Below are 20,672 nucleotides of genomic sequence, written 5' to 3'. Positions count from 1 at the left end.
CGCCCGTCGTCACGTTCCGTGTCACCGTGGCCGGGTGCGCGACTTCCGGATCGAGATCCCCGACGCCGAGCTGGACGACCTGCGCGAGCGGCTCGCCCGCACCCGCTGGCCGGACCCGGCGACGGTCGACGGCTGGTCCCAGGGCGTGCCGCTGGACTACGCCCGTGAGCTCTGCGACTACTGGCGCACCCGCTACGACTGGCGCCGCGTCGAGGCCGAGATCAACGCGTGGCCGCAGTTCCGCACCGGTCTCGACGGCGGCGGCGACGACGCGGTCGAGATCCACGTGCTGCACGCCCGGTCGAAGCACCCGGACGCGATGCCGCTGCTGCTCACCCACGGCTGGCCGGGCTCGCTCGTGGAGTTCCTCGGCGTGCTGCCCGCGCTGACCGACCCCGAGGACCCGGCCGACGCCTTCCACGTCGTCGTGCCGACGCTGCCCGGGTTCGGGTTCTCCGGCAAGCCCACGACGACCGGGTGGGGGGTCGAGCGGATCGCCGTCGCCTGGGCGCAGCTGATGGACCGCCTCGGCTACGAGCGCTTCGCCGCGCAGGGCGGCGACTGGGGCTCGATGATCACCTCGGCGCTGGGGACCGCCGCCCCGGAGATGCTGATCGGCATCCACCTGACGATGGCACTGGCCCCCAAGCCCGACGACGCCGAGGCCCTGTCGGCGCAGGAGAAGGCCGACATCCGCTTCTCCAAGGAGTTCTCGCGGTACGGCTCCGGCTACTCCGCGGAGCAGTCCACCCGTCCGCAGACCATCGGCTACGGCCTCGCCGACTCCCCCGTCGCGCAGTGCACGTGGATCGTGGAGAAGTTCTGGGACTGGACCGACTGCGCGGGCCACCCGGAGAACGTGATCAGCCGGGACCGGCTGCTGGACAACGTCATGCAGTACTGGCTGGGGTCGGCCGGCGCGTCGTCGGCGCGGATCTACTGGGAGAGCTTCGCCCGCCGCCGCCTCGACGACGTCGACGTCCCGACCGGTGTCGCCCAGTTCCCGCAGGAGATGGTGAAGCTCCCCCGGTCCTGGCTGGAGCGCCGCTACACCGACCTGCGCTGGTTCTCCCGCCCCGACGTCGGCGGGCACTTCCCGTCGCTGGAGCAGCCGGAGTCCTTCGTCGACGAGGTGCGGGGGTTCTTCCGGACCCTGCGCTGAGCGGTCAGACCACCAGCACGGACGCGGTGAACGCGTGCAGGTGGCTGCCCGGCCCGACCGGGCCGATCTCGCCGGCGGCGAAGAAGCCGGCCACCCGGGGGCCCGTCGCACCGGGGGAGGTCCCGTGCGGGTCGAGACCGACGCGCACGGCGTGCACGTCGTGGTCGGCGTCGCCGAACATGCCGGCGCCGCGGCCGTTGCAGGAGAACAGCAACGCGCCCGCGGCCGGCGCGGCGCGGCGCACCGGGGCGAGCAGCTCGTGCAGGTCCTGGGCGGCGCCGGCGGCGTCGCGGACCTGGAAGCGCACGGTGGTGCCGACCTCGACGAGGTCACCCGCGATGACGGCGCCGTCGCCGACGTCGACGGCCAGCACCGCGCGGACCAGGAAGTCGCCGCGGTCGTGGGACTCGGCGTACTCGTCGACGGCGACGCCCAGGTGCAGCCCGGTCAGCGCCTGCTCCTGCTCCTCGGGCGGCAGGGCGGTGACGATCTCGCGCAGCCGCTCGGCGGCGGGCCGCCCGGCGAGCTCGGCGATCCGGTTGTCCCGGGCGCTGGTGACGACCATCGGCGGCCCGATCGGGCGGCATCCCTGGCTGACGACGACCCGCGCGTCGGACGCACCGCCGAGCAGCACCCCGACCGCCCCGCCGTGGTGCACGGTGCCCCCGGCGAACAGCCGGTCGGCCCCGGGTCCGCCGGGTCCGCCGGTCAGGCCCCCGGTCACCGGGAACCCCGGATGGGTCGACGCGAGCCGGTCCAGCACCCCGCTGACCGGGAACACGGACGGGTCGGCCAGCAGGACGGCGACGCGGTCGTCCTCGGCGGGTGGGACCAGGCCGCGCACCGCGATCGCGTCGCGTCCGTCCGGTCCCGCGCCGGGGCGGCGCTGTGCGACCGGGAAGAACGTCCGGACCCGGGTGCCGGGCAGCGACGCCGCCCAGACGGCGACGGCGGGCTCGCCCTCGACGCCGCGGCCGTCGGCCATCACGCCGTGCGCGGTGGTCCCGATCGTCGCGCCGGGTCCGGCGAGCTCCATCACCCGCAGTCCCGCGGCCTCGGCCTCCTCGACCGGGGCGGCGGGCCCGGCACCGGGGCAGACGAAGAACGCCACGAGGTCGGGGACCGCACCGAGCGCCGCCAGCGCCTGCCCCGTCGCGACCTCCGCGGCCCCGACGAGATCCGGCCCCACGGCCAACCCGTCGCCCACCCGAGTGCCCCCACCGACCACCACGCCCCCGACGCTACGTCAGCAAGCCGCTCCCACACGGGATCCGGCGTCCCACACGGGTCCCGATCCCGTGTGGGAGACCGGATCCCGTGTGGGACTCAGCGGCGAGGGGCGGGGATGCGGCCGGGGCGGGGGCAGAGGCGGTAGCGGGCGACGGCGTGGACGCTCGCGGGGCCCAGGGTGGTCGAGTCCGTGGAGCCGAACGGGTTGTCGCCGCGGACGTGCCAGCCGTCGCCGTCGGGGTGCACGGCCCGCTTCACCGACAGCTGCCCGGGGCGGGACTCCCAGGTCACGAGGACGACGTCGCCGGGCCGGACGGGTGCACCGAACCGGACCAGCACGACGTCGCCGTCGGAGAGGGCAGGGGACATCGAGGGCCCCCGCACCGTCACCCGCCGCAGGCGCATCGCGGACTCCCTCCAGAGTGGATCTCTCGTGACGTGGTCGTCCTGCCCGACCACCGTCGCGAGGGTAGGGTCGCCGGTGCCAGAACGATCACCCCACCAGGGAGGACACTCATGCGGCTGTCCCGCATTCTCCGTCCGCGACTGGAGGCCACCGCGCACTGCGACCTCCCCTGCGGCGTGTACGACCCGGCCCAGGCCCGGATCGAGGCCGAGTCGGTCAAGGCGATCCAGGAGAAGTACCAGGGCAACGAGGACGCGGACTTCCGGGCCCGCGCCATCGAGATCAAGGAGCAGCGCTCCGACCTGGTCAAGCACCACCTCTGGGTGCTCTGGACCGACTACTTCAAGCCGCCGCACTTCGAGAAGTACCCGGAGCTGCACGAGCTGTTCAACAAGGCCACCAAGGCCGCCGGCGCGTCGGGCACCAAGGGCTCGAACGACCCGGCCACCGGCCAGGAGCTGCTCGACTACATCGCCCAGATCGACAAGATCTTCTGGGAGACCAAGCAGGCTGCCTGATCACAGGCCCTGAAGCGGCGCTGACCAGCGGGAACCATCTCCCGTCGGTCAGCGCCGTTGTCGTCTCCGAGGCACAGTCACAGCTATATGCCTTGACCGGCATATGCCCGCTGTGGCATGTTCATCGAGTGCGTGATTCCTTCGACGTCCTGGCGGACCCGACGAGACGAGCCATCCTGGACCGGCTGCGGACGCCGCAGGGCTGCGTCGTCGGAGAGCTCGCGACCGCGCTGGAGCTGAACCAGACCGCGGTGTCGAAGCACCTGCGCGTGTTGCGCCACATGGGCATGGTCGACGTGGTCGTCGAGTCCCAGCGCCGTCGCTACGTACTCCGGGCGGATGCGCTGGCCGAGATCGAGACCTGGCTCGCGCCGCATCGCGCCTTCTGGCAGGAACGACTCGACGCCCTGGGCGCACACCTCGACTCACTCGACAGTCCCCCCGGAGAGGAACCGTCATGAGCATCCAGGTCACCGTCGATCCCGACGGCCCGGTCCTGCGCTTCGTACGCCGCTATCCGCATCCGATCGAGAAGGTCTGGGCCGCACTGACCGAACCCGCCCAGATGAGCCGCTGGTTCCCCTGCGAGGTGCAGGCGGAGATGCGCGTCGGGGGAACGATCACGCTGACCTTCGAGGGCGGCGAGCAGGACCACGCCGAGATCACCGAGCTCGAGCCACCGACGGCGTTCGGGTTCACCTGGGCCGACGAGAAGCTGCGCTGGACCCTCGAACCCGACGGCGACGGCTGCGTGCTGCGGCTCAGCAACACCGTGCTCGACCCCCGCTGGTCGGCGAACACCGCCGCCGGGTGGGACCGCTGCTTCGAGGCACTCGCCGCACACCTCGGCGGGAGCGACCCCGACACCACACCGGGACCCGACGAGGCCCTCATCGCGCACTACCGTGCGGTGCTCGGGTCAGGAGCCCCGACACCGCGGTGACTCCGGACCCCGGCGCTACGGTGCCCCGGTGATCGTGTGGCTGAACGGCGGGTTCGGGGCGGGCAAGACGACCCTGGCCGCCGAGCTGCACCGCCGTCTCCCGGACGCGGTCGTGTACGACCCCGAGGACGTCGGCCTGATGCTCTGGAAGTGGCTACCGCCGAACGAGGACTTCCAGGACCTGCCGAGCTGGCGGGAGCTGGTCGTCGCGACGGCCCTGTCCCTGCGCAGACACCACGCGCGGACGCTGGTGGTGCCGATGTCGCTCCTGCGCGACGGCTACCGGGCGGAGATCCTCGACGGCCTGGCCGACGCGGGCGAGGAGGTTCTGCACGTCTTCCTGGACGCCGCCCCCGAGGTGCTGCGGGACCGGCTCCGCGCCCGTACGCCGCCACCCGGCGACCACCGACCGGACGGGTCGACCCTCGACTGGGCCCTGCGCCGACTCGACCCGACCGCCGCGGGCCGGCAGCCGGCGGGGACCCTGGTCCTGCGCTCGGACCGGCTCACCCCGGCGGAGCTGGCCGACGCCGTCCTGGCCGCCGCGTAGCCAGGGCACCATTCCCGGCGTGCGTACCCACATCGCGCTGCTGCGCGGGATCAACGTCGGCGGCCACGGGAAGGTCCCGATGGCCGACCTGCGCCGGGTGCTCGGCGGACGCGGCTGTGCCGACGTCGTCACCCACATCCAGTCCGGCAACGTCGCCCTGACCAGCCCCGCGGGCGACGACGAGGTCGCCGCGACGATCGCCGCGGCGCTGGTGGAGGAGTTCGGCATCGAGCGCCCAGTGGTCGTGTTCGGCCGTGCCGACTACCTCACCGCGGTGGCGGCGAACCCGTTCCCGCAGGTCACCGACCCGAAGCAGCTGCACGTCCTGTTCCGGGCCGGTCCACGGCCCGACGACCACGAGCGGATCGCGGCCGCGCTGGCGGCCGAGCGGGCGAAGGGCGGCCGGGGTGACGCCGTCGTCCGTGGCCGGACGGTGTGGCTGCACCTGCCCGACGGGCTGGGCCGCAGCGAGCTCGCCACCCGGATCTCGGCCCGTACGACCGCGCCGGACCAGGGCGGCACGATGCGCAACCTCGCCACCGTCCGGAAGCTCGCCGACCTCCTGGGCTGAGAACTCCTGGGCGGAACGCTCCTGGGACGAGACGCGACGAAGCCGTGGCCCGCGCCCGATCGGACGCGACGCCACGGCGCCGTCGGCGGCGGATGTCGAGCTGCCAGAACGATCTCCACCGCGTCACCGGCATTCCTGCAAGTGACTTGCAGCAGAGTACATGTGGCGGATCGATCCGTCCACGCGTGCGCGTGGCCGGTCGCGGGTAGTCGGCAGTTGCTACATAGTGGCAAGTGAATCCGCGTGGCACACCGCCGCGCGTTCCCGACCCAGGAGAGGACCATGGCCGAGTACACGCTTCCGGACCTGCCCTACGACTACTCCGCGCTCGCCCCGCACATCGCGCCCGAGATCATGGAGCTGCACCACTCCAAGCACCACAACACCTACGTCCAGGGCCTCAACACCACCCTCGACAAGCTCGCCGAGGCCCGGGACCGCAACGACTTCGGCGCCATCGTCGGACTCGAGAAGACCCTCGCGTTCAACCTCGGCGGCCACGTCAACCACTCCGCCTTCTGGAACAACCTCTCCCCCGACGGCGGCGACAAGCCCACCGGCGACCTCGCCGCCGCCATCGACGAGGACTTCGGCTCCTTCGACGGATTCCAGGCCCACTTCACCGCCGCCGCCACCACCATCCAGGGCTCCGGCTGGGCCATCCTCGGCTACGACCAGCTCGGCGACCGCCTGCTGATCCACCAGCTCTACGACCAGCAGTCCCAGCTCCCCGCCGGACAGACCCCGATCGTCCTGCTCGACATGTGGGAACACGCCTTCTACCTGCAGTACAAGAACGTGAAGCCCGACTACGTCAAGGCCTGGTGGAACGTCGTCAACTGGGCCGACGCCGCCCAGCGCTTCGCCGCCGCGAAGGGCTGAGCCTCCCCGCACAGCGCAGCGCCCCGTCCGGGTCCCCCGGGCGGGGCGTCGTGCACAGAGGGTGCGCTCAGCGGTGCGCGCCCGGCCCCGTGACGCCGGTGGCGCGCAGCAGCAGGTGCATGGCCAGGTCGACCGAGCGCTCGCGCACGTCGGCCCGCCCGCCGGGCAGCTGCGGGTCGCGCGCGATGACCTGGCCGTCGGCGGTGGTCACGCAGAAGCAGACGTAGCCGACGGGCTTGGCCTCGGTACCGCCACCGGGGCCCGCGACGCCGGTGATCCCGACGCCGACGTCCGCCCCGAACCGCGCCCGCGCACCGTCCGCCAGTGCCCGCGCGACCTCCGGCGACACCGCCCCGTGCGCCTCGATGAGCGCGGCGGGGACGTCGAGCAGCGCGGTCTTCGCCTCGTTCGAGTAGGCGACCACGCCCCCGGCGACGTAGGCCGACGACCCGGCCCGGTCGACCAGCCGCCCGGCGAGCAGCCCACCGGTGCAGGACTCGCCGGTCGCGACCGTCCAGCCCTTCGCGCCCAGCGCCGCGGCGAGCAGCTCGTCGGTGGTGCTGCCGTCGTCGCTGATGAGCGCGCGGCGGTGCCGGTCGACGATCCGCGCGGCCAGCTCGCGGGCCGCCGGCTCGGCCCCGGGCAGCGGGTGCAGGTCGACCTTCAGCTCCGAGCGACGCAGGCAGGTGGTCACCTCCACGCCGGACACGTCGAGCTCGGTCTCCAGGACGCGCAGCGTCTCGGCGATCTCGGACTCCGGCAGCCCCGCGAAGCGCAGCAACGTCGCCTCCGCGCGGGGTACCCGGGTCAGCAGCTCAGCGACCGGGGCCGACTCCAACGCGGCGGGCCACATGCCCTGCAGCTCCCGCGGCGGCCCCGGGAGCACGACGACGAGCGGCCCGCCCGGCCGCGTCACGGCCAGCCCCGGCGCGGTCCCGACCGGTTCGAGGACGCTCGCCCCGCGCGAGACCCTGGCCTGCTTGGCCGTCGCCGCGTCGAGCGCGGGGCCGGCCCAGCCGGCGCGGCTCGCCCATCCGGCGACCCGGTCATGGATCCGACCCTGCAGCGCGGTGTCGACCTCCATCTCCGCTCCCGCGAACTCGGCGACGACCTCGGCCGTGAGGTCGTCGGCGGTCGGTCCGAGCCCGCCCGAGGTGACGACGAGATCGTCGGAGGCGACGAACTCCAGGGCCGAGCGCAGGTCCTCGGCGCGGTCCCCCACCAGCAGGACCCGCGAGACGGCGAAGCCGAGCTCGCCGAGGGAGCGGGCGACGAAGGGGCCGTTGGCGTCGGCGACGTGGCCGGTCAGCAGCTCGCTCCCGGTGACCAGGACCGAGGCGGTGGGGCGGGACTCGCTCATGATCCGAACCTACCCGCGCCCGGACACCCGCACCCCGTCCCGCGCGAGCTCACCATCGGTGCTGGTCCGGGGCGTCGGGGGATCGTCCGGTGTGGACTTCGCGCCCGTTCGGGTGATGAGAGAGGCGCGACACGCCCGAAACCGGGCTTCCACGGCGTGTCGTCGCAGCACCACTGCCGCTCGTCGCGCCCCGGCACCGCCGTGGGCAACCGCGCTGCGCGGCCGCCGTCATCACCCGTACGGCGCATGATCGGGCGCCACGGCTCCGACCTGCGCCGACGCCGTCCGTCGCACCGCATCCGGTGAACTCCGCGACCGCGCACACGCACAGTGTCCGAAATCCGGCAACCGCGCACTCTCAGTGTGAGCACAGCTCGCATACCCGACACTGTGACCCATGTCAGCGATGTCTGCGCCGAACGACGCCGCGACCTGGGTGGGTGAACTGGACCGGCTCGGGCCGCTGCGTGATCTGCGGGTCGACCCGGGCTTCCACGCCGCCCGTCTGCTCGTCACCGTCGGGGGCACTCCACAGGGTCAGGTGACCGTGCCGCTGCGTGGCGGACGGGCCACGATCGCAGAGCTGCGATCCGCGCTGATCACCCTGGGGCCGCCCGAGGAGGTGACCCCGGCACCGGTGGCGAGCGACCCGGTGACGGTGGTGATCGCGACGCGCAACCGCCCCGAGTCGCTGGCCCGCTGCTTGCGCGCGGTCCTCGCCTCGGACCACCCGGCATTGTCGGTCGTCGTCGTCGACAACGATCCGCCGGACGAGCTCACCCGCGATGCCGTCGCCGCGGCCGGGTCCCCACGGGTCCGCTACGTCCGCGAGCCGCGCCGCGGGGCCTCGGTCGGGCGCAACCGCGGACTTGCCGAGGCCCGCACCGAGATCGTCGCCTTCACCGACGACGACACCGAGGTCGACCCCGCCTGGGCCTCCCGCATCGCCGGCGCCTTCGCCGCCGACCCCGAACTCGCCTGCGTCTCCGGCCCCGTCCTGGCCGCCCGCCTCGCCAGCCCCGAGGAACGCGCCGCCGACGTCGCCCTGGCCTGGAACAAGGGCTTCACCCCCCGCCGGTTCACCCTCGCCGAACCCCCCGCGGACTCCCCGATCTTCCCCTTCGCCCCCGACCTGTTCGGCATCGGCGCCAACCTCGCCGTCCGCGCAAGCGCCGCCCGCGCCGTCGGCGGCTTCGACGAGGCCATGGGCCCCGGCACCCCCACCCACGGCGGCGAGGACTGCGAGTTCCTCGTCCGCATGATCCTCGCCGGCCACGTCCTGGGCTACGCACCCGGCGCCTACCTGTGGCACCACCACCGCCCCGACCAGGCCGCCCTGCGCAAGCAGATGGAGGGCTACGCCGTCGGGCTGGGCAGCTTCCTGGCCAAGGTGGCGCTGTCCCCGCAGGGCCGGTCGGTCGCACTGCGCCGACTCCCCGCCGCGGTCGCCCGGCTGCGCCACATCTCCGACCGCGAGGCCGGCGCCGGCGTGGCGATGCCCGCCGACGCCGACCAGACGCGCAACCGGGGACTGCTGACCGGCCCGCGCGCCTACCTCCGGTCGCGCCGCGCGGTCCGACGGGCCGGCGGAGCGGTGCCGCCGCTCGTCGGCCCGGCCCGGGCCGGGACCACCGCCCCGCACAAGATCCTCGCGACCGGCGGCCACCGGGCCGTCACGCCCACCCGGCCGCACGGCACCGGCGGGTATCCCGCGGTCGCTCCGTCCGGGGCCGAGGGCACCGGGGGCCGTCCGGCCGCCGCACCCCGTCCGCAGGACAGCGGTGGGTACCGGCCCGTCCCCGCCCGCACCGGCGGCCCGTACGGCGCGGACCCCGCCCGGCGCGGCTGAGCCGTCTCGGGCCGGCGCCGGCGGCACCCCGCCACGGAGCCTCCGGCACCTCGACGCCCCCGCCGCGAGGGCGCGCCCCCGCCGTCACGACGGCGTCGTGGCCTCCGGGCCCGGCCCCAGCAGGGCCGGGTCCGACGCCGCGGCCACGAGCCGGCCGTGCGGGTCGGCGACCAGGCGTCGCGTCGTCGTGTCGAGCACCCCGAGGGTGCACTCCACCTCGGCCGCGAGATCGTCCGTCCGGGCCCCGTCGGCCGCGGTCTCCCGGACGATCCGGTGACGCATCGTGAACGGCTTGCGGGTCGTGAACGCGATCGCCGAGTCGATCCACAGCTCGTCGCCGGCGCGCAGCTCGGCCCGGAAGTGCGCCGTCGTCGACAGCAGCACGATCGTCAGGCCGTGCGCCCCGAGCGCGTGCTGGGACAACCCGGCCGCACGGAAGTGCTCCATCCGGGCGTGCTCGCCGTACTGGTGGTAGACGGCGTGGTTGACGTGCCCGTTCACGTCCATCTCATAGCTGCGGACACCGATCCGGACCCCGAACGGCGGAGGCATCTCGACGCTCATGGTGGCCACCCTGCCAGCCGGGCCGGACCACCCCCGCCGACGCACCGGACCACGTCGCGGAACGTTTGTGCCACCGCCGACCGCGGTCGTAGGGTGGGTGACCGCGCTGACTAGGCTGGTGCGGAGGCAGCACGAGCGGCACGTCAAGCAACGGCGGCCGGTTGTCACTCACGGTGAAGTCGACGGCGTGTCCGGGACCGGACCACGAGCACGTCGACGGCGCCGACGGCGACGACTCGCGAGGGAGCACGACACATGAGCAGTGAGACGCCCACCGGGGTGGGGGGAGACCAGGGCCCCGACGTCGGCGAGGTCGTCCGCTTCGAGGTGACCGAGCACGGTGACGGCGCCGTCGTCGTCGGTGTGCACGGCGAGATCGACACGATGACGGCGCCCGTGCTGAGCGAACGCCTCGCCGAGCGGATCGGCTCCGCGAGCCTGCTGGTGGTGGACCTGACCCGGGTCACGTTCCTCGGGTCGGCCGGGCTGGCGGCGCTCGTCGAGGGCAAGGAGAAGGCGGAGAACGCCGGCAGCCGGCTGCGGCTGGTCTGCGGGTCGCACGCCGTCACCCGGGCGCTCGAGGCGACCAACCTGATGTCCCTGTTCGACGTGGCCGACGGTGTGCCGGAGGCACTCCGCACGGCCTGATGCCCCGGGGGTCCACGGGTGCCCGGTGGCGCCCGCGGTCCTCGACGCCGACGTGGCCGAGCATCTCGGCCGGGCGGGTGCGATTCCCGTCCTTTTCCCCGACCACTCCCTCCGACGACCGGGACGACGAGCCCCACCGCGATGAGCACTCTGCACCTGGACGAGCCGTCCCCCACCTCGGGAGACGGCCCGTCCGGTGTGTCGGGGCTCGCGGCCGCGGTGCGCGAGGGACGGCTGAGCGCGGCCACCGTCGCCGAGCGGCTCCTCGCCGCCCTCGACGACGCGGTACCCGTGGGCGCCGGGCTCGTGGTGGACGCCGGACCGCTGCGCGCGGCCGCCGCGGCGCTCGACCGGCGCACCGACCGGTTCGCCCTGCCGCTGGCGGGGGTCCCGGTGGTGGTCGAGGACGGCATCTCCGTCGCGGGTCGCGGGGACGAGGTCGTGCGCAGGCTGCGGGCCGCGGGCGCGCTCGTCGCCGGGCGGGCGCGGACAGCCGAGCACGAGGTGGGCCTCGACGGCACCCCGGGCGGCCGGGCCACCGCGACCGTGGTCGCCTCCGGTGTCGTCCCGCTCGGGATCGGCGTGGACGGCGACGGGACCCTGCGCTGCGCCGCCGCCGCCCACGGGATCGCCGCGCTCAAGCCGGGCCGCCGGGTGCTCCCGCTGCCCGACGCCGCCGAGCGCCGCTGGTGCGGGCTGGCCGAGCCGACCCTGATCGCCGGGTGCGCGGAGGACCTCACCGTGGTGCTCGACGCCCTCTCCCGCGGCACCGGGGGGCCGGCCGCGCCGTCGTCGGTGCTGCGGCTCACCGCCCCGACCGGTCCCGGCCCCGGGTCCGGCGCGACGCCCGTCTCCTCCCTGGCCGCGTCGCTGCGGACCGGACGCACCCGGCTCGCCGGGCCGGACGCGGCGTCCGCGGTGCACACGGCGATCACGCTGCTGCAGGACGCCGGGCTGGGCCTCGTCGCCGCCGACCCGCCGTACCGGGCCGTGCTGGTCGTCCACTCGGCCCGCCGCCGGCAGGCCGGGCTCGCCCGCCGGGTGGAGGACCTCGGCCTCGACCCGGCCGAGCTGCCGCGCAGCGCCCGCAGCCTCGTCCGGCGCGGCCGCCGCGTCCGGCGCCTGGGCGGCCTGCGTCCCGCGACGCCCGCGTCGTGGCGGCAGCGGATGGTCGCCTGGCTCGACGACGCCGGCGCCGAGGCCGGCCTGCTGCCCGCCCCGCCCGGGGCGTCCGGTGCCGGATCCACCGGGGTGGCGGCGTGGAACCTGGCCGGGCTGCCGTCGCTGGTCGCGCCGGTGCACCGGCCCGGGGAGCACGGCTGCGTGCAGCTCGTGGGGCGGCCCGGGTCGGAGCGACGGCTGCTCGCGACCGCCGCCCTGCTCGCCGAGGGCTGACCCGGCCCGGCGGAGCCGCTCAGTCAGCGGGCGGGGACCAGACCCCGGTCGCGACGAACCGGTCGAGGGTCGCCGTGTAGGGCGCCAGGTCCATCCCCTGGGCGGCGACCCAGGCGTCGTCGTAGTAGCTGTGCCGGTAGCGCTCGCCGCCGTCGCACAGCAGGGTCACGACGCTGCCCGACCGTCCGGCACGCAGCATCTCGGCGACGACCTGGTAGACGCCCCACAGGTTGGTGCCGGTCGACCCGCCGGCCCACCGGCCGGTGCGGTCGCGCAGGTGGCGGGCCGCGGCGACGCTGGCGGCGTCGGGGACCGGGACCATCCGGTCGATCACCGACGGGACGAAGCTCGGCTCCATCCGGGGCCGCCCGATCCCCTCGATCCGCGACGCCGCACCCGTCGCGTACGACGGGTCCCCCGCCGTCCAGCCGGGCAGGAACGCCGAGCCCTCCGGGTCGACGACGGCCAGCCGGGTCGCGAGCCGCCGGTAACGCAGGTAGCGGCCGATCGTCGCCGAGGTGCCCCCGGTCCCGGCGCCGACGACGATCCACTCCGGCACCGGGTGCGGCTCCTCGGCGAGCTGGGCCAGGATCGACTCGGCGATGTTGTTGTTGCCGCGCCAGTCGGTGGCACGCTCGGCGTAGGTGAACTGGTCGAGGTAGTGCCCGCCGGTGGCCGCGGCGAGCCGCTCGGCCTCGGCGTAGACCTCACCGCCGTGGTCGACGAAGTGGCAGCGCCCGCCCTCCCGCTCGATCAGCGCGATCTTCTCCGGGCTGGTCGAGCGAGGCATGACCGCCACGAACGGCACCCCGATCAGCCGGGCGAAGTAGGCCTCGGAGACCGCCGTCGACCCGGAGCTGGCCTCGACGACCGTGGTGCCGTCGGTGATCCAGCCCGACGCGAGCGCGTAGAGGAACAGCGACCGGGCCAGCCGGTGCTTGAGGCTGCCGGTGGGGTGCACGGACTCGTCCTTGAGGTAGACCTGCACACCCCACTCGGCGGGCAGGTCCAGCACGTGGAGGTGGGTGTCGGCGGAACGGTTCGCGTCGGCCTGGACGCGGCGCATCGCCTCGTCGACCCAGGCGCGGGTACGGGCACAGGAACGGTCGACGGGGTGCACTCCCCCGACCCTAGATCGGCCTCGGAGCCGGCCCGGCCCGGTCCCTCGGCCACGGCGCCGATCCGGGTCACGTCGTGCCCGCGCGGCCCGCCCCGCGCCGCCCTCCGCGCCCCCGTGCCCGCATCGGGGCTCCGTGATCGCGCACGTCACACACCGTCGACCGCCGCACCGGCGCCGTCCGCCGAACGGGGGCTGTCGGGGTGCGTCACGGAGCCGGAGACTGACGCACCGTGAACATCTGCCCGGGGAGTGCGACGAGGTGACCGACGGTGTCACGGAGACCGGTGCCGAGGTGACGGCCGAGGACGTGCGCGACGACGAGGCGACCCGGCCCGGGGACGCGACGCCCCCCGACCGGGCGCGTTCCCGAGGCCGCGCCCCCGGGGACCACGGCCGCCGGACTGCCGCAGCGCAGCCCGCGCGGCGGCGACGGTGCCCGCACCGTCGAGCACATCGTCGAGGACCTGATGGTCCGTCTCGCCGCGGCCGAGCACGCGCGCGACACCGCCGAGCGCCGGGCCGACGCGCTCGCCGCCACGCTGGAGGAGGCCCGCTCCCGGCCCGCGGAGACCTTCGGCATGCGCGCGGACAAGGTGCTCCGGATGGCCGAGCACGAGGCCGCGATGCGGCGGCGCGGCGCGGAGGTCGAGGCCGCGCAGCTGGTGGACGCCGCCCGCGACGAGGCCGCCCGGATGGTCGACGAGGCCCACGCGGAGGTCGACCGGCTGCGCGCGGCCGGGGCGGCCGCACGGCGGGACAGCGAGCTCGTCGCGGACACCGCGGCGTCGATGCACGCGCACGTGTCCGGCCTGCGCTCGTCGGTGCGCGACGAGATCGCCCGGCTGCACGCGATGCTGGGGGCCGAGCTGGGCAGGCTCGACGCGCCCGCCCGCGCCTCCCGGGGCGCCGACCAGGGCGAGCGGGTCCGGCGCCCGGTGGGCGGCCCGGCGCACGCGCTGCGCACCGGGGAGACCGCCGGGCCGGACGAGGTCCCCGACGCCGTCGCCGCCGACGCCGTCGCGGACCGGGACGAGGCCGCCGCGCTCCCGGCGGTGGTGCTGCCGGAGCAGCGGGACGCCGAGCCGTCACCGGCCGCAGCCCCCGCCTCCTCCGCCGCCGGTTCCGAGGGCAGCGCGCAGCGGACGTCCTGAGCCTGGACGGTGCGGTCGCCCGACGGGACGCGTCGCCGGCACCGTGCGGGCACCGAGCGGGCTCCGAGTGGCGACGCCGTGCCGCGGTGCCTACCGTCGACCCAATGACCGACCCCCGTCCACCCGGCGCCGGCACCAGCGACGGCTCGGGCACGGCGTCACCCGATGTCACCGACAGCTGCGACGGGCTGCGACTGGAGACCACCCGGCCCGCGGACGGGACGGTCGTCGTCGCGGTGACCGGCGAGCTGGACATGCTGACCGCGCCGGAGCTGCGGCACTCGGTGGCCGAGCAGATCTCGGTGTCCTCGCTGGTCGTGCTGGACCTCGACGGGGTCCGTTTCCTCGGCACGTCCGGACTGGCGGCCCTGATCGAGCTGCGCGAGCAGGCCCACCGGGCCGGCGTCGAGCTGCGTCTGGCGTGCACCGAGCGGCGTGTCCTGCGCCCGATCGGCATCGCCGGGCTGCACCATCTGTTCGACATCCACGACGACGTGCAGGCCGCACTGGCCTCCTGACAGGTGACGTGAGTCACACATCGTCGGTCCGATTCCGCCCGATACCGGCGTGCCGGTCGCAGCGCGCAGGTGCGGGGTGGTGTCGTGAACAGGGGTGATGGCGGTCGGTCCGATCGACCGCCCGCCCCCGGGGGCCGCACGCGGCCGATCACCGGCACCGGTCCCGCCACCCCGCAGGTTTGATCTCGGACCCCCTCGGGAACCGGGTTGGGGAGCCAACCCGGTCCGCCCGGGCCCCGAGCGACGAGGTGAGCACGTGAGCGACGTTTCCCGGCTTCCCGGCCCGATGGACGACGTGTGGCAGTGGCAGCGACTGGGCGCGTGCCGCGGCATGGACAGCGCCGTGTTCTTCCACCCCGACGGCGAGCGCAACCCCTCCCGGTCGCGTCGCACCGAGCGCGCGAAGCAGGTCTGCCGGGGTTGTCCCGTGCTGCAGGAGTGCCGCCGCTTCGCGCTGGCCAGCCGTGAGCCGTTCGGCGTGTGGGGCGGGCTGGGCGAGTCCGAGCGTCGCGCCATCATCGAGCGCCGCGACGCCGAGCGCATCGTCGCCGAGCAGGGCCCGGGCCTCGCCGCCGTCGTCTGACGGCATTGCTCGACGGCTCACCGATCCGGCACGGCCCGCCCGGGCATCGGGCGGGCCGTCCTGCTGCCCGGACGTTCTGCCACATCTCCGGGCGTCACACCGCGGAGGGCAGGGCCTCCGGCCCGGTGATGTCCCGGGTGATGTCCTCGGTGATGTCCTCCGCGACGGGGCCCGCGGGTCGGTAGGGCAGCACCGGAAGGCCGTAGACCCGCGCGACGCGGCGCACCGCGCGACGGACCACCTCGATCTCGGGGTCGGACACCGGTCCGGCGGCGGCCGGGGCCACGCACCAGGTGTCGTCGTCGGGGTCGAACCCGACCAGCTCCGAGAGCGCCGCGACGAGGTCCGCCTCGTCGCCGTCCTGCACCGCCCAGCGCAGCCCGAGGCGGTGCACCCGCACCCGCTCGACCGGCAGCATCACCACCGGCGCGGCCTCAGTGCCGTCCCCAGTGCCGTCCTGGGTGTCGTCATCGAGGTCGTCCTCGGCCGCCAGCAGCTCCCGCGCCTGCGCCGGTGTCAGCGGACGCCGGACGGGGGCCGGGTCGTCCCGCACCACCAGCAGGTCGGTCTCCCCCGCCGCGCCGGAGAGCGCCGCGAGCGGTCCCCCCGCCCTCTCCGACTCCGCAGCGGTCAGCGCCACGGCGACCAGCCTCCGCGGTCGCGTCGTCCCCTGCCCCACGCTCGCCCCCGTCGATCCCGCACGTCCTCGTCCGTCCAGTACAACGCCCGGGTCCCCCGATCGATCGCCGATTACCCACCCGGACGGACGAGTGGGGTCACCCGTTCCACGAGCGGGAGACGACCCCCTGTCCCGAACCCCCGGACGGCCCCGACCGCAACTCCGCCGTGACCTCGGCCCGCCCACCGGTAGTACGGAGGGGCCGGACGGTCGAACGGCGCCGGCCGGTCAGGGCGGCCGGTCAGGGCGGTACGTCAGGCGGGGCGGTCCAGGCGGATCGCGAGCAGCGCGATGTCGTCGTCGAGCCGGTCCGGCAGGCACACCTCGAGCACCCGCTCGACGACCCGCTCCGGGTCCGCGTCGGACGGCAGCTGCTCCACGGTGCGTTCGATGAGCTCGGTGCGGGCGTCGGCGTCCTCACCGACGATGTCGGTCAGGCCGTCGGTGTAGAAGACCAGCAGCAACCCCGCCGCACACGGCACGGTGGCCCCGTCGCGGTGCGCCCCGGTGGCCCGCCCGAACTCCGGCACCGCCCCGAGCATCGGCGAGTGGTGCGCGTCGAGCCGGTGCAGCCGGCCCTGCGGATCGCGCAGCAGCGGCGCCGGGTGCCCGGCGTTGGCGTAGGTCAGCTCGCGCGCGCCGTCGGGGCCCGCCGGGCCGAACCGGGCGTAGACCGCGGTCGCCATCGCGGCGATGTCCAGGCCCTGCACCAGCTGGTCGCAGCGGTCGAGCACCGGCCCTGGCGCGTCGCCGCCCCAGGCATAGGAACGCAGCACACCGCGCAGCTGCCCCATCGCGGCCGCCGCCGACAGGTCGTGGCCCACCACGTCGCCCACCGCGGCACCGACAGAGCCGTCCGGCATCGGCAGCACGTCGTACCAGTCCCCGCCGACCTGGTTGCCGTCCGCGCCCACCAGGTAGCGGGCCGCGACCCGCATCCCCGGGACCTGCGGCAACGCCGGGAGCAGGCTGTGCTGCAGGGTCGCCGCCGCGGCCCGCTCCACCTCGTAGAGCCGGGCGTTGTCGACGGCCAGCCCGGCGCGGCCCGCCAGGTCCGAGGCCAGGTGCACGTCGCGCTGGGTCCAGCGACGGCCGTAGGGAAACTGGGTGGACAGCGTCACCAGGCCGAGCACCCGGCCGCGGCCGAGCAGCGGGACGACCATCGCCGAGCGGAGCCGCAGCCGCTCGTAGGCGTCGGCCGCCTCCGGGTCGTCCGGATGGACCTCGCGTCCGTCGTCGGGCAGCTCCTGCACCAGGTAGGGCTTGCCGGTCCGCACCGCGGTCTCGGCCTGCTGCTCGATCCGCACGGCCCCCAGCGGACCGGACCGCGACAGCAGCGCCTCGTCGTCGGCATCGCGGGCCGCGACGGCCATCCGCTCGCGGCTGGCCCCGTTGGGGGTGTCGAGCAGGTCCACCGTGCACAGGTCGGCCAGCTCCGGCACCACGATCCGGGAGAACCGACGGCAGGCGTCGGCCACGTCGAGCGCCGAGGTCATCTGGGTGGTCGCCTCGGCGAGCAGCCGCAGCTGGGCCCGCGCCGCCTCGGCGTCGGCCAGCGCCGCCCGCCGCTCCTGCTCGACGACGACCCGTTCGGTGACGTCGCTCTGCACCCCGACGAAGTTGACCAGCTCGCCGTCGCCGTCGTGCACCGGCGAGACGGACACCTGGTTCCAGAACGCGGTGCCGTCGCGGCGGTAGTTGAGCAGCACCTCGGTGATCGGCCGCTGTTCCCGCAGCGCCTCGCGCAGCCGGCGGACCGCGGACCGGTCGGTGTTGGGCCCCTGCAGGAACCGGCAGTTGCGCCCGACGACCTCGTCGAGCGGATAGCCCGTCAGCCGCTCGAACGACGGGTTCACCCAGGCCAGCGGGTCGTCCTCACGCTGCGGGTCGGAGATCGTGAACGACATCTCGGTGGCCAGCACGGCGCGGTCGCGCAGGAACCCCATCCGGTCCCGGTCCCCGCCCTGGCCGACCTCGGAGTCCGACAGCGGCAGCAGCACGGCCAGCGCCCGGCCGGGCCCGGTGGTCGAGGGCTGGGCGAACGCGCCCTGTCCCTGGGCGCCGGGGTCCGACAGCGCGAACCCGGTCACCCAGACCAGCGTGCTGCTGGCCGTCGCGCCCTCACCCGGGACCGGGACGCCGTCGCGGTCGGGCATCAGGCCCGGTCCGTGCAGTGCCACCGGCTCGCCGGACACCGCGTCGCCCGCGGCGATGCGGGACAGCGGTGACCCCTCGTCGGTGTAGGGCCGGCCGTCCAGATCGGTCAGCCGCACGGACTCGCTCCACTCGCGGACCCCGATCGGCAGCCGCACCGGGCGGTCGCCGGCCAGCTCCAGCGCGGTGGTGTTGGCGTAGACGATCCGGCGGTCCGCGATGTCGATCATCAGGACGGCCACCTGGGTCCCGCCGCGCACGTACGGCATCGCGGGGGTGCTCGGCTGCTCACCGAAGGACTCCACCGAGGTCGCGACCGCCTGGTCGACGGCCCGGTCCACCGCGTCGCCGGGCGGGCCGGCGGGGGTGTCGGAACCGAGATCGGGATACCGCGTCACCCTGGCGAGCCTAAGGGCAGGCGCCGTGCCGGGCGCACCGAGCCCGGCCGGTATCGTCGGTCCCGGTCTCCTGTCGTGGGTGGACCGGACCGGTGCGGGCCAGGAAGGCTCCGCCGCACCCCCGGTGCGTCGTCGCGATGCGAGAAGGCATCTGCCCGTCGAGAGCACGGCGGCGCTCCACCACGCTTCCGCGCCGCCCGGCGCCCGACACGGAGGTGATCACCCTGCCCGGATCCGCGCCGGCGCAACCGTCCCGGGGGGACGGCGACGCCGAGCTGGACCCCGCCGACTCCGCCCACCTCGGGGTCCGCCTGTCCTCACCGCGCAGTGGCCTGACCGTGCTCACCGTGCGTGGCGAGGTCGACACCCTGACCGCGCCGCGTCTCGAGACGGCCCTCGACGAGCTGCTGAACCTCCCGCCCGACGGCGACGGCCGCGACCTCGCCGTCGACCTGGAGGGCGTCACGTTCCTCGCCTCCAGCGGCCTGGGCGTGCTCATCCACACCGCCCGTCGGGCCGCCCGGGACGGACGGCGGCTGTTCGTCGTCGCCACCAACCGGGCCGTGCTCCGGCCGCTCGAGGTCACCGGCTCCGCCCAGCTGTTCACCGTCCTGCCCGATCAGGAAGGCATTCCCGGCGCCTGAGCGGGCACCCGGTCTGCACATCCCCGCCGGAGGCGACATGATCCGGCCCGACACCCCCCCGTCGTACGAAAGGACTCGTCAGCGTGGCCCAGGAGGACGTGGCAGGCACGGCGCACCCCGCCGGCACCGACAACACCGTCGAGATCCGGGTCGCCGCGCGGCCCGCGTTGATCCCCACGGTCCGCGCGGTGGCCTCCGACCTCGCCGCGCGCGCGGACTTCGACCTGGACGCGGTCTCCGATCTGCGGATGGCCGTCGACGAGGCGTGTGCGACGCTCGTCGCGATGGCCACTCCCGGCACGCCGCTGCGGTGCACCTTCGCCGTGTCCGACGAGCGCATCGAGGTCACCGCCCGGGTCGAGACCGGCAGCGGCGCGCAGCTGCCCACCGACAGCTTCGGCTGGCGGGTCCTGCAGACCCTGGCCGACCACGTCGCCGTCGAGACCGGTGAGGAGGACGGCGGCCGCCCCGCCCTCACCATCCGGCTGCACAAGCTCGCAGGTCACGGACTGTGACGTGACGGTGGACCCCCAGTACGCCCACCTCACCCCGCTGCTCGAGCAGTACGCGGGCCTCGACGACGGTGATCCCCGCCGGGAGCGGCTGCGCGAGCAGCTCGTCACCGGCTACCTGCCCGTCGCCCAGCACATCGCCCGCCGGTTCAACCACCGCGGCGAGCCCCTCGACGACCTCGTGCAGGTCGCGACGGTCGGGCTGATCAACGCCATCGACCGGTTCGACCCGGAGAAGGGCGGCGAGTTCTTCTCCTTCGCCGTGCCCACGATCTCCGGTGAGGTGCGCCGGCACTTCCGGGACCAGAGCTGGTCGATGCGGGTACCGCGACGGCTCAAGGACATGCACGTGTCGATCAACGGCGCGGTGTCCGAGCTGTCCCAGACCCTCGGTCGCGCGCCCCGGCCCTCGGAGCTCGCGGAGTACCTCGACCTGCCCGTCGGCGAGGTGCTGGAGGGCCTGGAGGCCGCCGAGGCCTACCGCAGCTCTTCGCTCGACGAGATGCTGTCGTCGGAGGACGGCAGTGCGACCGTGGGCGAGCTGGTCGGCGACGCCGACGCCGAGCTCGACCGGGTCGACTACCGCGAGTCGCTGCGCCCGCTGCTCGCCGAGCTCGCGCCACGGGAGCGGACGATCGTGATGCTCCGGTTCTTCGGCAACCGCACACAGACCCAGATCGCCCAGGAGGTCGGCATCTCCCAGATGCACGTCTCCCGGCTGCTCGCACAGACCCTGTCGCGGCTGCGCAACCGGCTCGACCCGGACGACCGCACCTTCTGACGGCCGGGCCGCGCGGCCGCGTCGCACGCCGTCCGCGAAGATCGGGACGGGACC

At 74.9% G+C, this 20,672-nt stretch carries 23 protein-coding genes; 16 read left to right on the top strand and 7 right to left on the bottom strand.

The window, feature by feature from the left end; genetic code table 11:
• Positions 1 to 34 precede the first annotated feature (34 nt).
• Positions 35 to 1,162, top strand: a complete 1,128-nt coding sequence (locus tag Ae717Ps2_RS04560) for an epoxide hydrolase family protein (RefSeq protein ID WP_075307897.1) — start codon at positions 35 to 37, stop codon at positions 1,160 to 1,162.
• A gap of 4 nt (positions 1,163 to 1,166) precedes the next feature.
• On the opposite strand, the gene Ae717Ps2_RS04555 is transcribed toward Ae717Ps2_RS04560, so the two are convergent.
• Together Ae717Ps2_RS04555 and Ae717Ps2_RS04550 are read right to left on the bottom strand one after the other, a co-directional pair.
• Positions 1,167 to 2,393, bottom strand: a complete 1,227-nt coding sequence (locus Ae717Ps2_RS04555; protein ID WP_198932132.1) for an FIST N-terminal domain-containing protein — start codon at positions 2,391 to 2,393, stop codon at positions 1,167 to 1,169.
• A gap of 95 nt (positions 2,394 to 2,488) precedes the next feature.
• Positions 2,489 to 2,956, bottom strand: coding sequence for a S24/S26 family peptidase (locus tag Ae717Ps2_RS04550; RefSeq protein ID WP_255407889.1), 468 nt, complete (start codon positions 2,954 to 2,956; stop codon positions 2,489 to 2,491).
• Between Ae717Ps2_RS04550 and sodN the strand changes: the two genes are divergently transcribed.
• From sodN to Ae717Ps2_RS04520, 6 genes are all read left to right on the top strand, one after another.
• A complete protein-coding gene (sodN, locus tag Ae717Ps2_RS04545) occupies positions 2,909 to 3,316 on the top strand; it encodes a superoxide dismutase, Ni (protein WP_020628231.1) in 408 nt (135 codons plus the stop codon). The two genes, Ae717Ps2_RS04550 and sodN, sit on opposite strands and share 48 nt — an antisense overlap.
• 128 nt (positions 3,317 to 3,444) lie before the next feature.
• Positions 3,445 to 3,777, top strand: coding sequence for a helix-turn-helix transcriptional regulator (locus Ae717Ps2_RS04540; protein ID WP_020628232.1), 333 nt, complete (start codon positions 3,445 to 3,447; stop codon positions 3,775 to 3,777).
• A complete protein-coding gene (locus Ae717Ps2_RS04535; protein WP_075307901.1) occupies positions 3,774 to 4,259 on the top strand; it encodes an SRPBCC family protein in 486 nt (161 codons plus the stop codon). The genes Ae717Ps2_RS04540 and Ae717Ps2_RS04535 overlap by 4 nt, the downstream gene beginning before the upstream one ends.
• Before the next feature lie 28 nt (positions 4,260 to 4,287).
• Positions 4,288 to 4,809: an AAA family ATPase gene (locus tag Ae717Ps2_RS04530; protein WP_075312254.1), complete on the top strand. Its 522-nt coding sequence runs from the start codon at positions 4,288 to 4,290 to the stop codon at positions 4,807 to 4,809.
• 19 nt (positions 4,810 to 4,828) lie between these two features.
• On the top strand, positions 4,829 to 5,380 hold the full coding sequence (locus Ae717Ps2_RS04525) for a DUF1697 domain-containing protein (protein WP_075307903.1): 552 nt from the start codon (positions 4,829 to 4,831) through the stop codon (positions 5,378 to 5,380).
• Between the two features lie 282 nt (positions 5,381 to 5,662).
• Complete coding sequence (locus Ae717Ps2_RS04520; protein WP_075307905.1) at positions 5,663 to 6,262, top strand: superoxide dismutase; 600 nt, start codon at positions 5,663 to 5,665, stop codon at positions 6,260 to 6,262.
• A 67-nt stretch (positions 6,263 to 6,329) separates the two neighbouring features.
• Here the strand turns inward: Ae717Ps2_RS04520 and Ae717Ps2_RS04515 are convergent, their stop codons facing one another.
• Positions 6,330 to 7,622, bottom strand: coding sequence for a competence/damage-inducible protein A (locus Ae717Ps2_RS04515; RefSeq protein WP_075333066.1), 1,293 nt, complete (start codon positions 7,620 to 7,622; stop codon positions 6,330 to 6,332).
• Positions 7,623 to 8,028: 406 nt separating this feature from the next.
• Between Ae717Ps2_RS04515 and Ae717Ps2_RS04510 the strand changes: the two genes are divergently transcribed.
• Entirely contained in the window at positions 8,029 to 9,471 is a 1,443-nt protein-coding gene (locus tag Ae717Ps2_RS04510) for a glycosyltransferase family 2 protein (RefSeq protein WP_075307908.1), read from the top strand.
• Positions 9,472 to 9,555: 84 nt separating this feature from the next.
• Here Ae717Ps2_RS04510 and Ae717Ps2_RS04505 read toward each other — a convergent pair whose 3' ends face one another.
• Positions 9,556 to 10,035 (bottom strand): thioesterase family protein, encoded by a 480-nt coding sequence (locus tag Ae717Ps2_RS04505; RefSeq protein ID WP_020625583.1) that lies wholly within the window; start codon positions 10,033 to 10,035, stop codon positions 9,556 to 9,558.
• A gap of 255 nt (positions 10,036 to 10,290) precedes the next feature.
• Between Ae717Ps2_RS04505 and Ae717Ps2_RS04500 the strand changes: the two genes are divergently transcribed.
• Together Ae717Ps2_RS04500 and Ae717Ps2_RS04495 are read left to right on the top strand one after the other, a co-directional pair.
• A complete protein-coding gene (locus Ae717Ps2_RS04500; protein ID WP_043280132.1) occupies positions 10,291 to 10,683 on the top strand; it encodes an STAS domain-containing protein in 393 nt (130 codons plus the stop codon).
• Between the two features lie 141 nt (positions 10,684 to 10,824).
• A complete protein-coding gene (locus Ae717Ps2_RS04495) occupies positions 10,825 to 12,078 on the top strand; it encodes an amidase family protein (protein ID WP_075307909.1) in 1,254 nt (417 codons plus the stop codon).
• 19 nt (positions 12,079 to 12,097) lie between these two features.
• Here Ae717Ps2_RS04495 and Ae717Ps2_RS04490 read toward each other — a convergent pair whose 3' ends face one another.
• Positions 12,098 to 13,144: a PLP-dependent cysteine synthase family protein gene (locus tag Ae717Ps2_RS04490; protein WP_205015926.1), complete on the bottom strand. Its 1,047-nt coding sequence runs from the start codon at positions 13,142 to 13,144 to the stop codon at positions 12,098 to 12,100.
• A 521-nt stretch (positions 13,145 to 13,665) separates the two neighbouring features.
• Between Ae717Ps2_RS04490 and Ae717Ps2_RS04480 the strand changes: the two genes are divergently transcribed.
• From Ae717Ps2_RS04480 to Ae717Ps2_RS04470, 3 genes are all read left to right on the top strand, one after another.
• Positions 13,666 to 14,349: a hypothetical protein gene (locus tag Ae717Ps2_RS04480; protein WP_075333064.1), complete on the top strand. Its 684-nt coding sequence runs from the start codon at positions 13,666 to 13,668 to the stop codon at positions 14,347 to 14,349.
• Between the two features lie 104 nt (positions 14,350 to 14,453).
• Positions 14,454 to 14,867, top strand: a complete 414-nt coding sequence (locus Ae717Ps2_RS04475) for an STAS domain-containing protein (protein ID WP_075307913.1) — start codon at positions 14,454 to 14,456, stop codon at positions 14,865 to 14,867.
• A gap of 256 nt (positions 14,868 to 15,123) precedes the next feature.
• Positions 15,124 to 15,450, top strand: a complete 327-nt coding sequence (locus tag Ae717Ps2_RS04470; RefSeq protein WP_060710891.1) for a WhiB family transcriptional regulator — start codon at positions 15,124 to 15,126, stop codon at positions 15,448 to 15,450.
• Positions 15,451 to 15,544: 94 nt separating this feature from the next.
• On the opposite strand, the gene Ae717Ps2_RS04465 is transcribed toward Ae717Ps2_RS04470, so the two are convergent.
• Together Ae717Ps2_RS04465 and Ae717Ps2_RS04460 are read right to left on the bottom strand one after the other, a co-directional pair.
• Entirely contained in the window at positions 15,545 to 16,090 is a 546-nt protein-coding gene (locus tag Ae717Ps2_RS04465) for a hypothetical protein (RefSeq protein WP_075307915.1), read from the bottom strand.
• A 293-nt stretch (positions 16,091 to 16,383) separates the two neighbouring features.
• Positions 16,384 to 18,681, bottom strand: coding sequence for a GAF domain-containing SpoIIE family protein phosphatase (locus Ae717Ps2_RS04460; RefSeq protein ID WP_143510308.1), 2,298 nt, complete (start codon positions 18,679 to 18,681; stop codon positions 16,384 to 16,386).
• Positions 18,682 to 18,896: 215 nt separating this feature from the next.
• On the opposite strand from Ae717Ps2_RS04460, the gene Ae717Ps2_RS04450 reads away from it, so the two are divergent.
• The 3 genes from Ae717Ps2_RS04450 to Ae717Ps2_RS04440 all read left to right on the top strand — a co-directional run bounded on the left by Ae717Ps2_RS04450 (position 18,897) and on the right by Ae717Ps2_RS04440 (position 20,618).
• Entirely contained in the window at positions 18,897 to 19,325 is a 429-nt protein-coding gene (locus tag Ae717Ps2_RS04450) for an STAS domain-containing protein (protein ID WP_158071457.1), read from the top strand.
• A gap of 83 nt (positions 19,326 to 19,408) precedes the next feature.
• Positions 19,409 to 19,840 (top strand): ATP-binding protein, encoded by a 432-nt coding sequence (locus tag Ae717Ps2_RS04445; protein WP_020624055.1) that lies wholly within the window; start codon positions 19,409 to 19,411, stop codon positions 19,838 to 19,840.
• A 1-nt stretch (position 19,841) separates the two neighbouring features.
• Positions 19,842 to 20,618: a SigB/SigF/SigG family RNA polymerase sigma factor gene (locus Ae717Ps2_RS04440; RefSeq protein WP_020624056.1), complete on the top strand. Its 777-nt coding sequence runs from the start codon at positions 19,842 to 19,844 to the stop codon at positions 20,616 to 20,618.
• The last annotated feature ends 54 nt before the right edge of the window (positions 20,619 to 20,672 follow it).

The sequence above is a fragment of the Pseudonocardia sp. Ae717_Ps2 genome, from assembly GCF_001932475.1.
Classification (GTDB): domain Bacteria; phylum Actinomycetota; class Actinomycetes; order Mycobacteriales; family Pseudonocardiaceae; genus Pseudonocardia.
The sequence above is the reverse complement of the archived record's forward strand: the minus strand, read 5'-3'. Positions and strand labels throughout refer to the sequence as shown.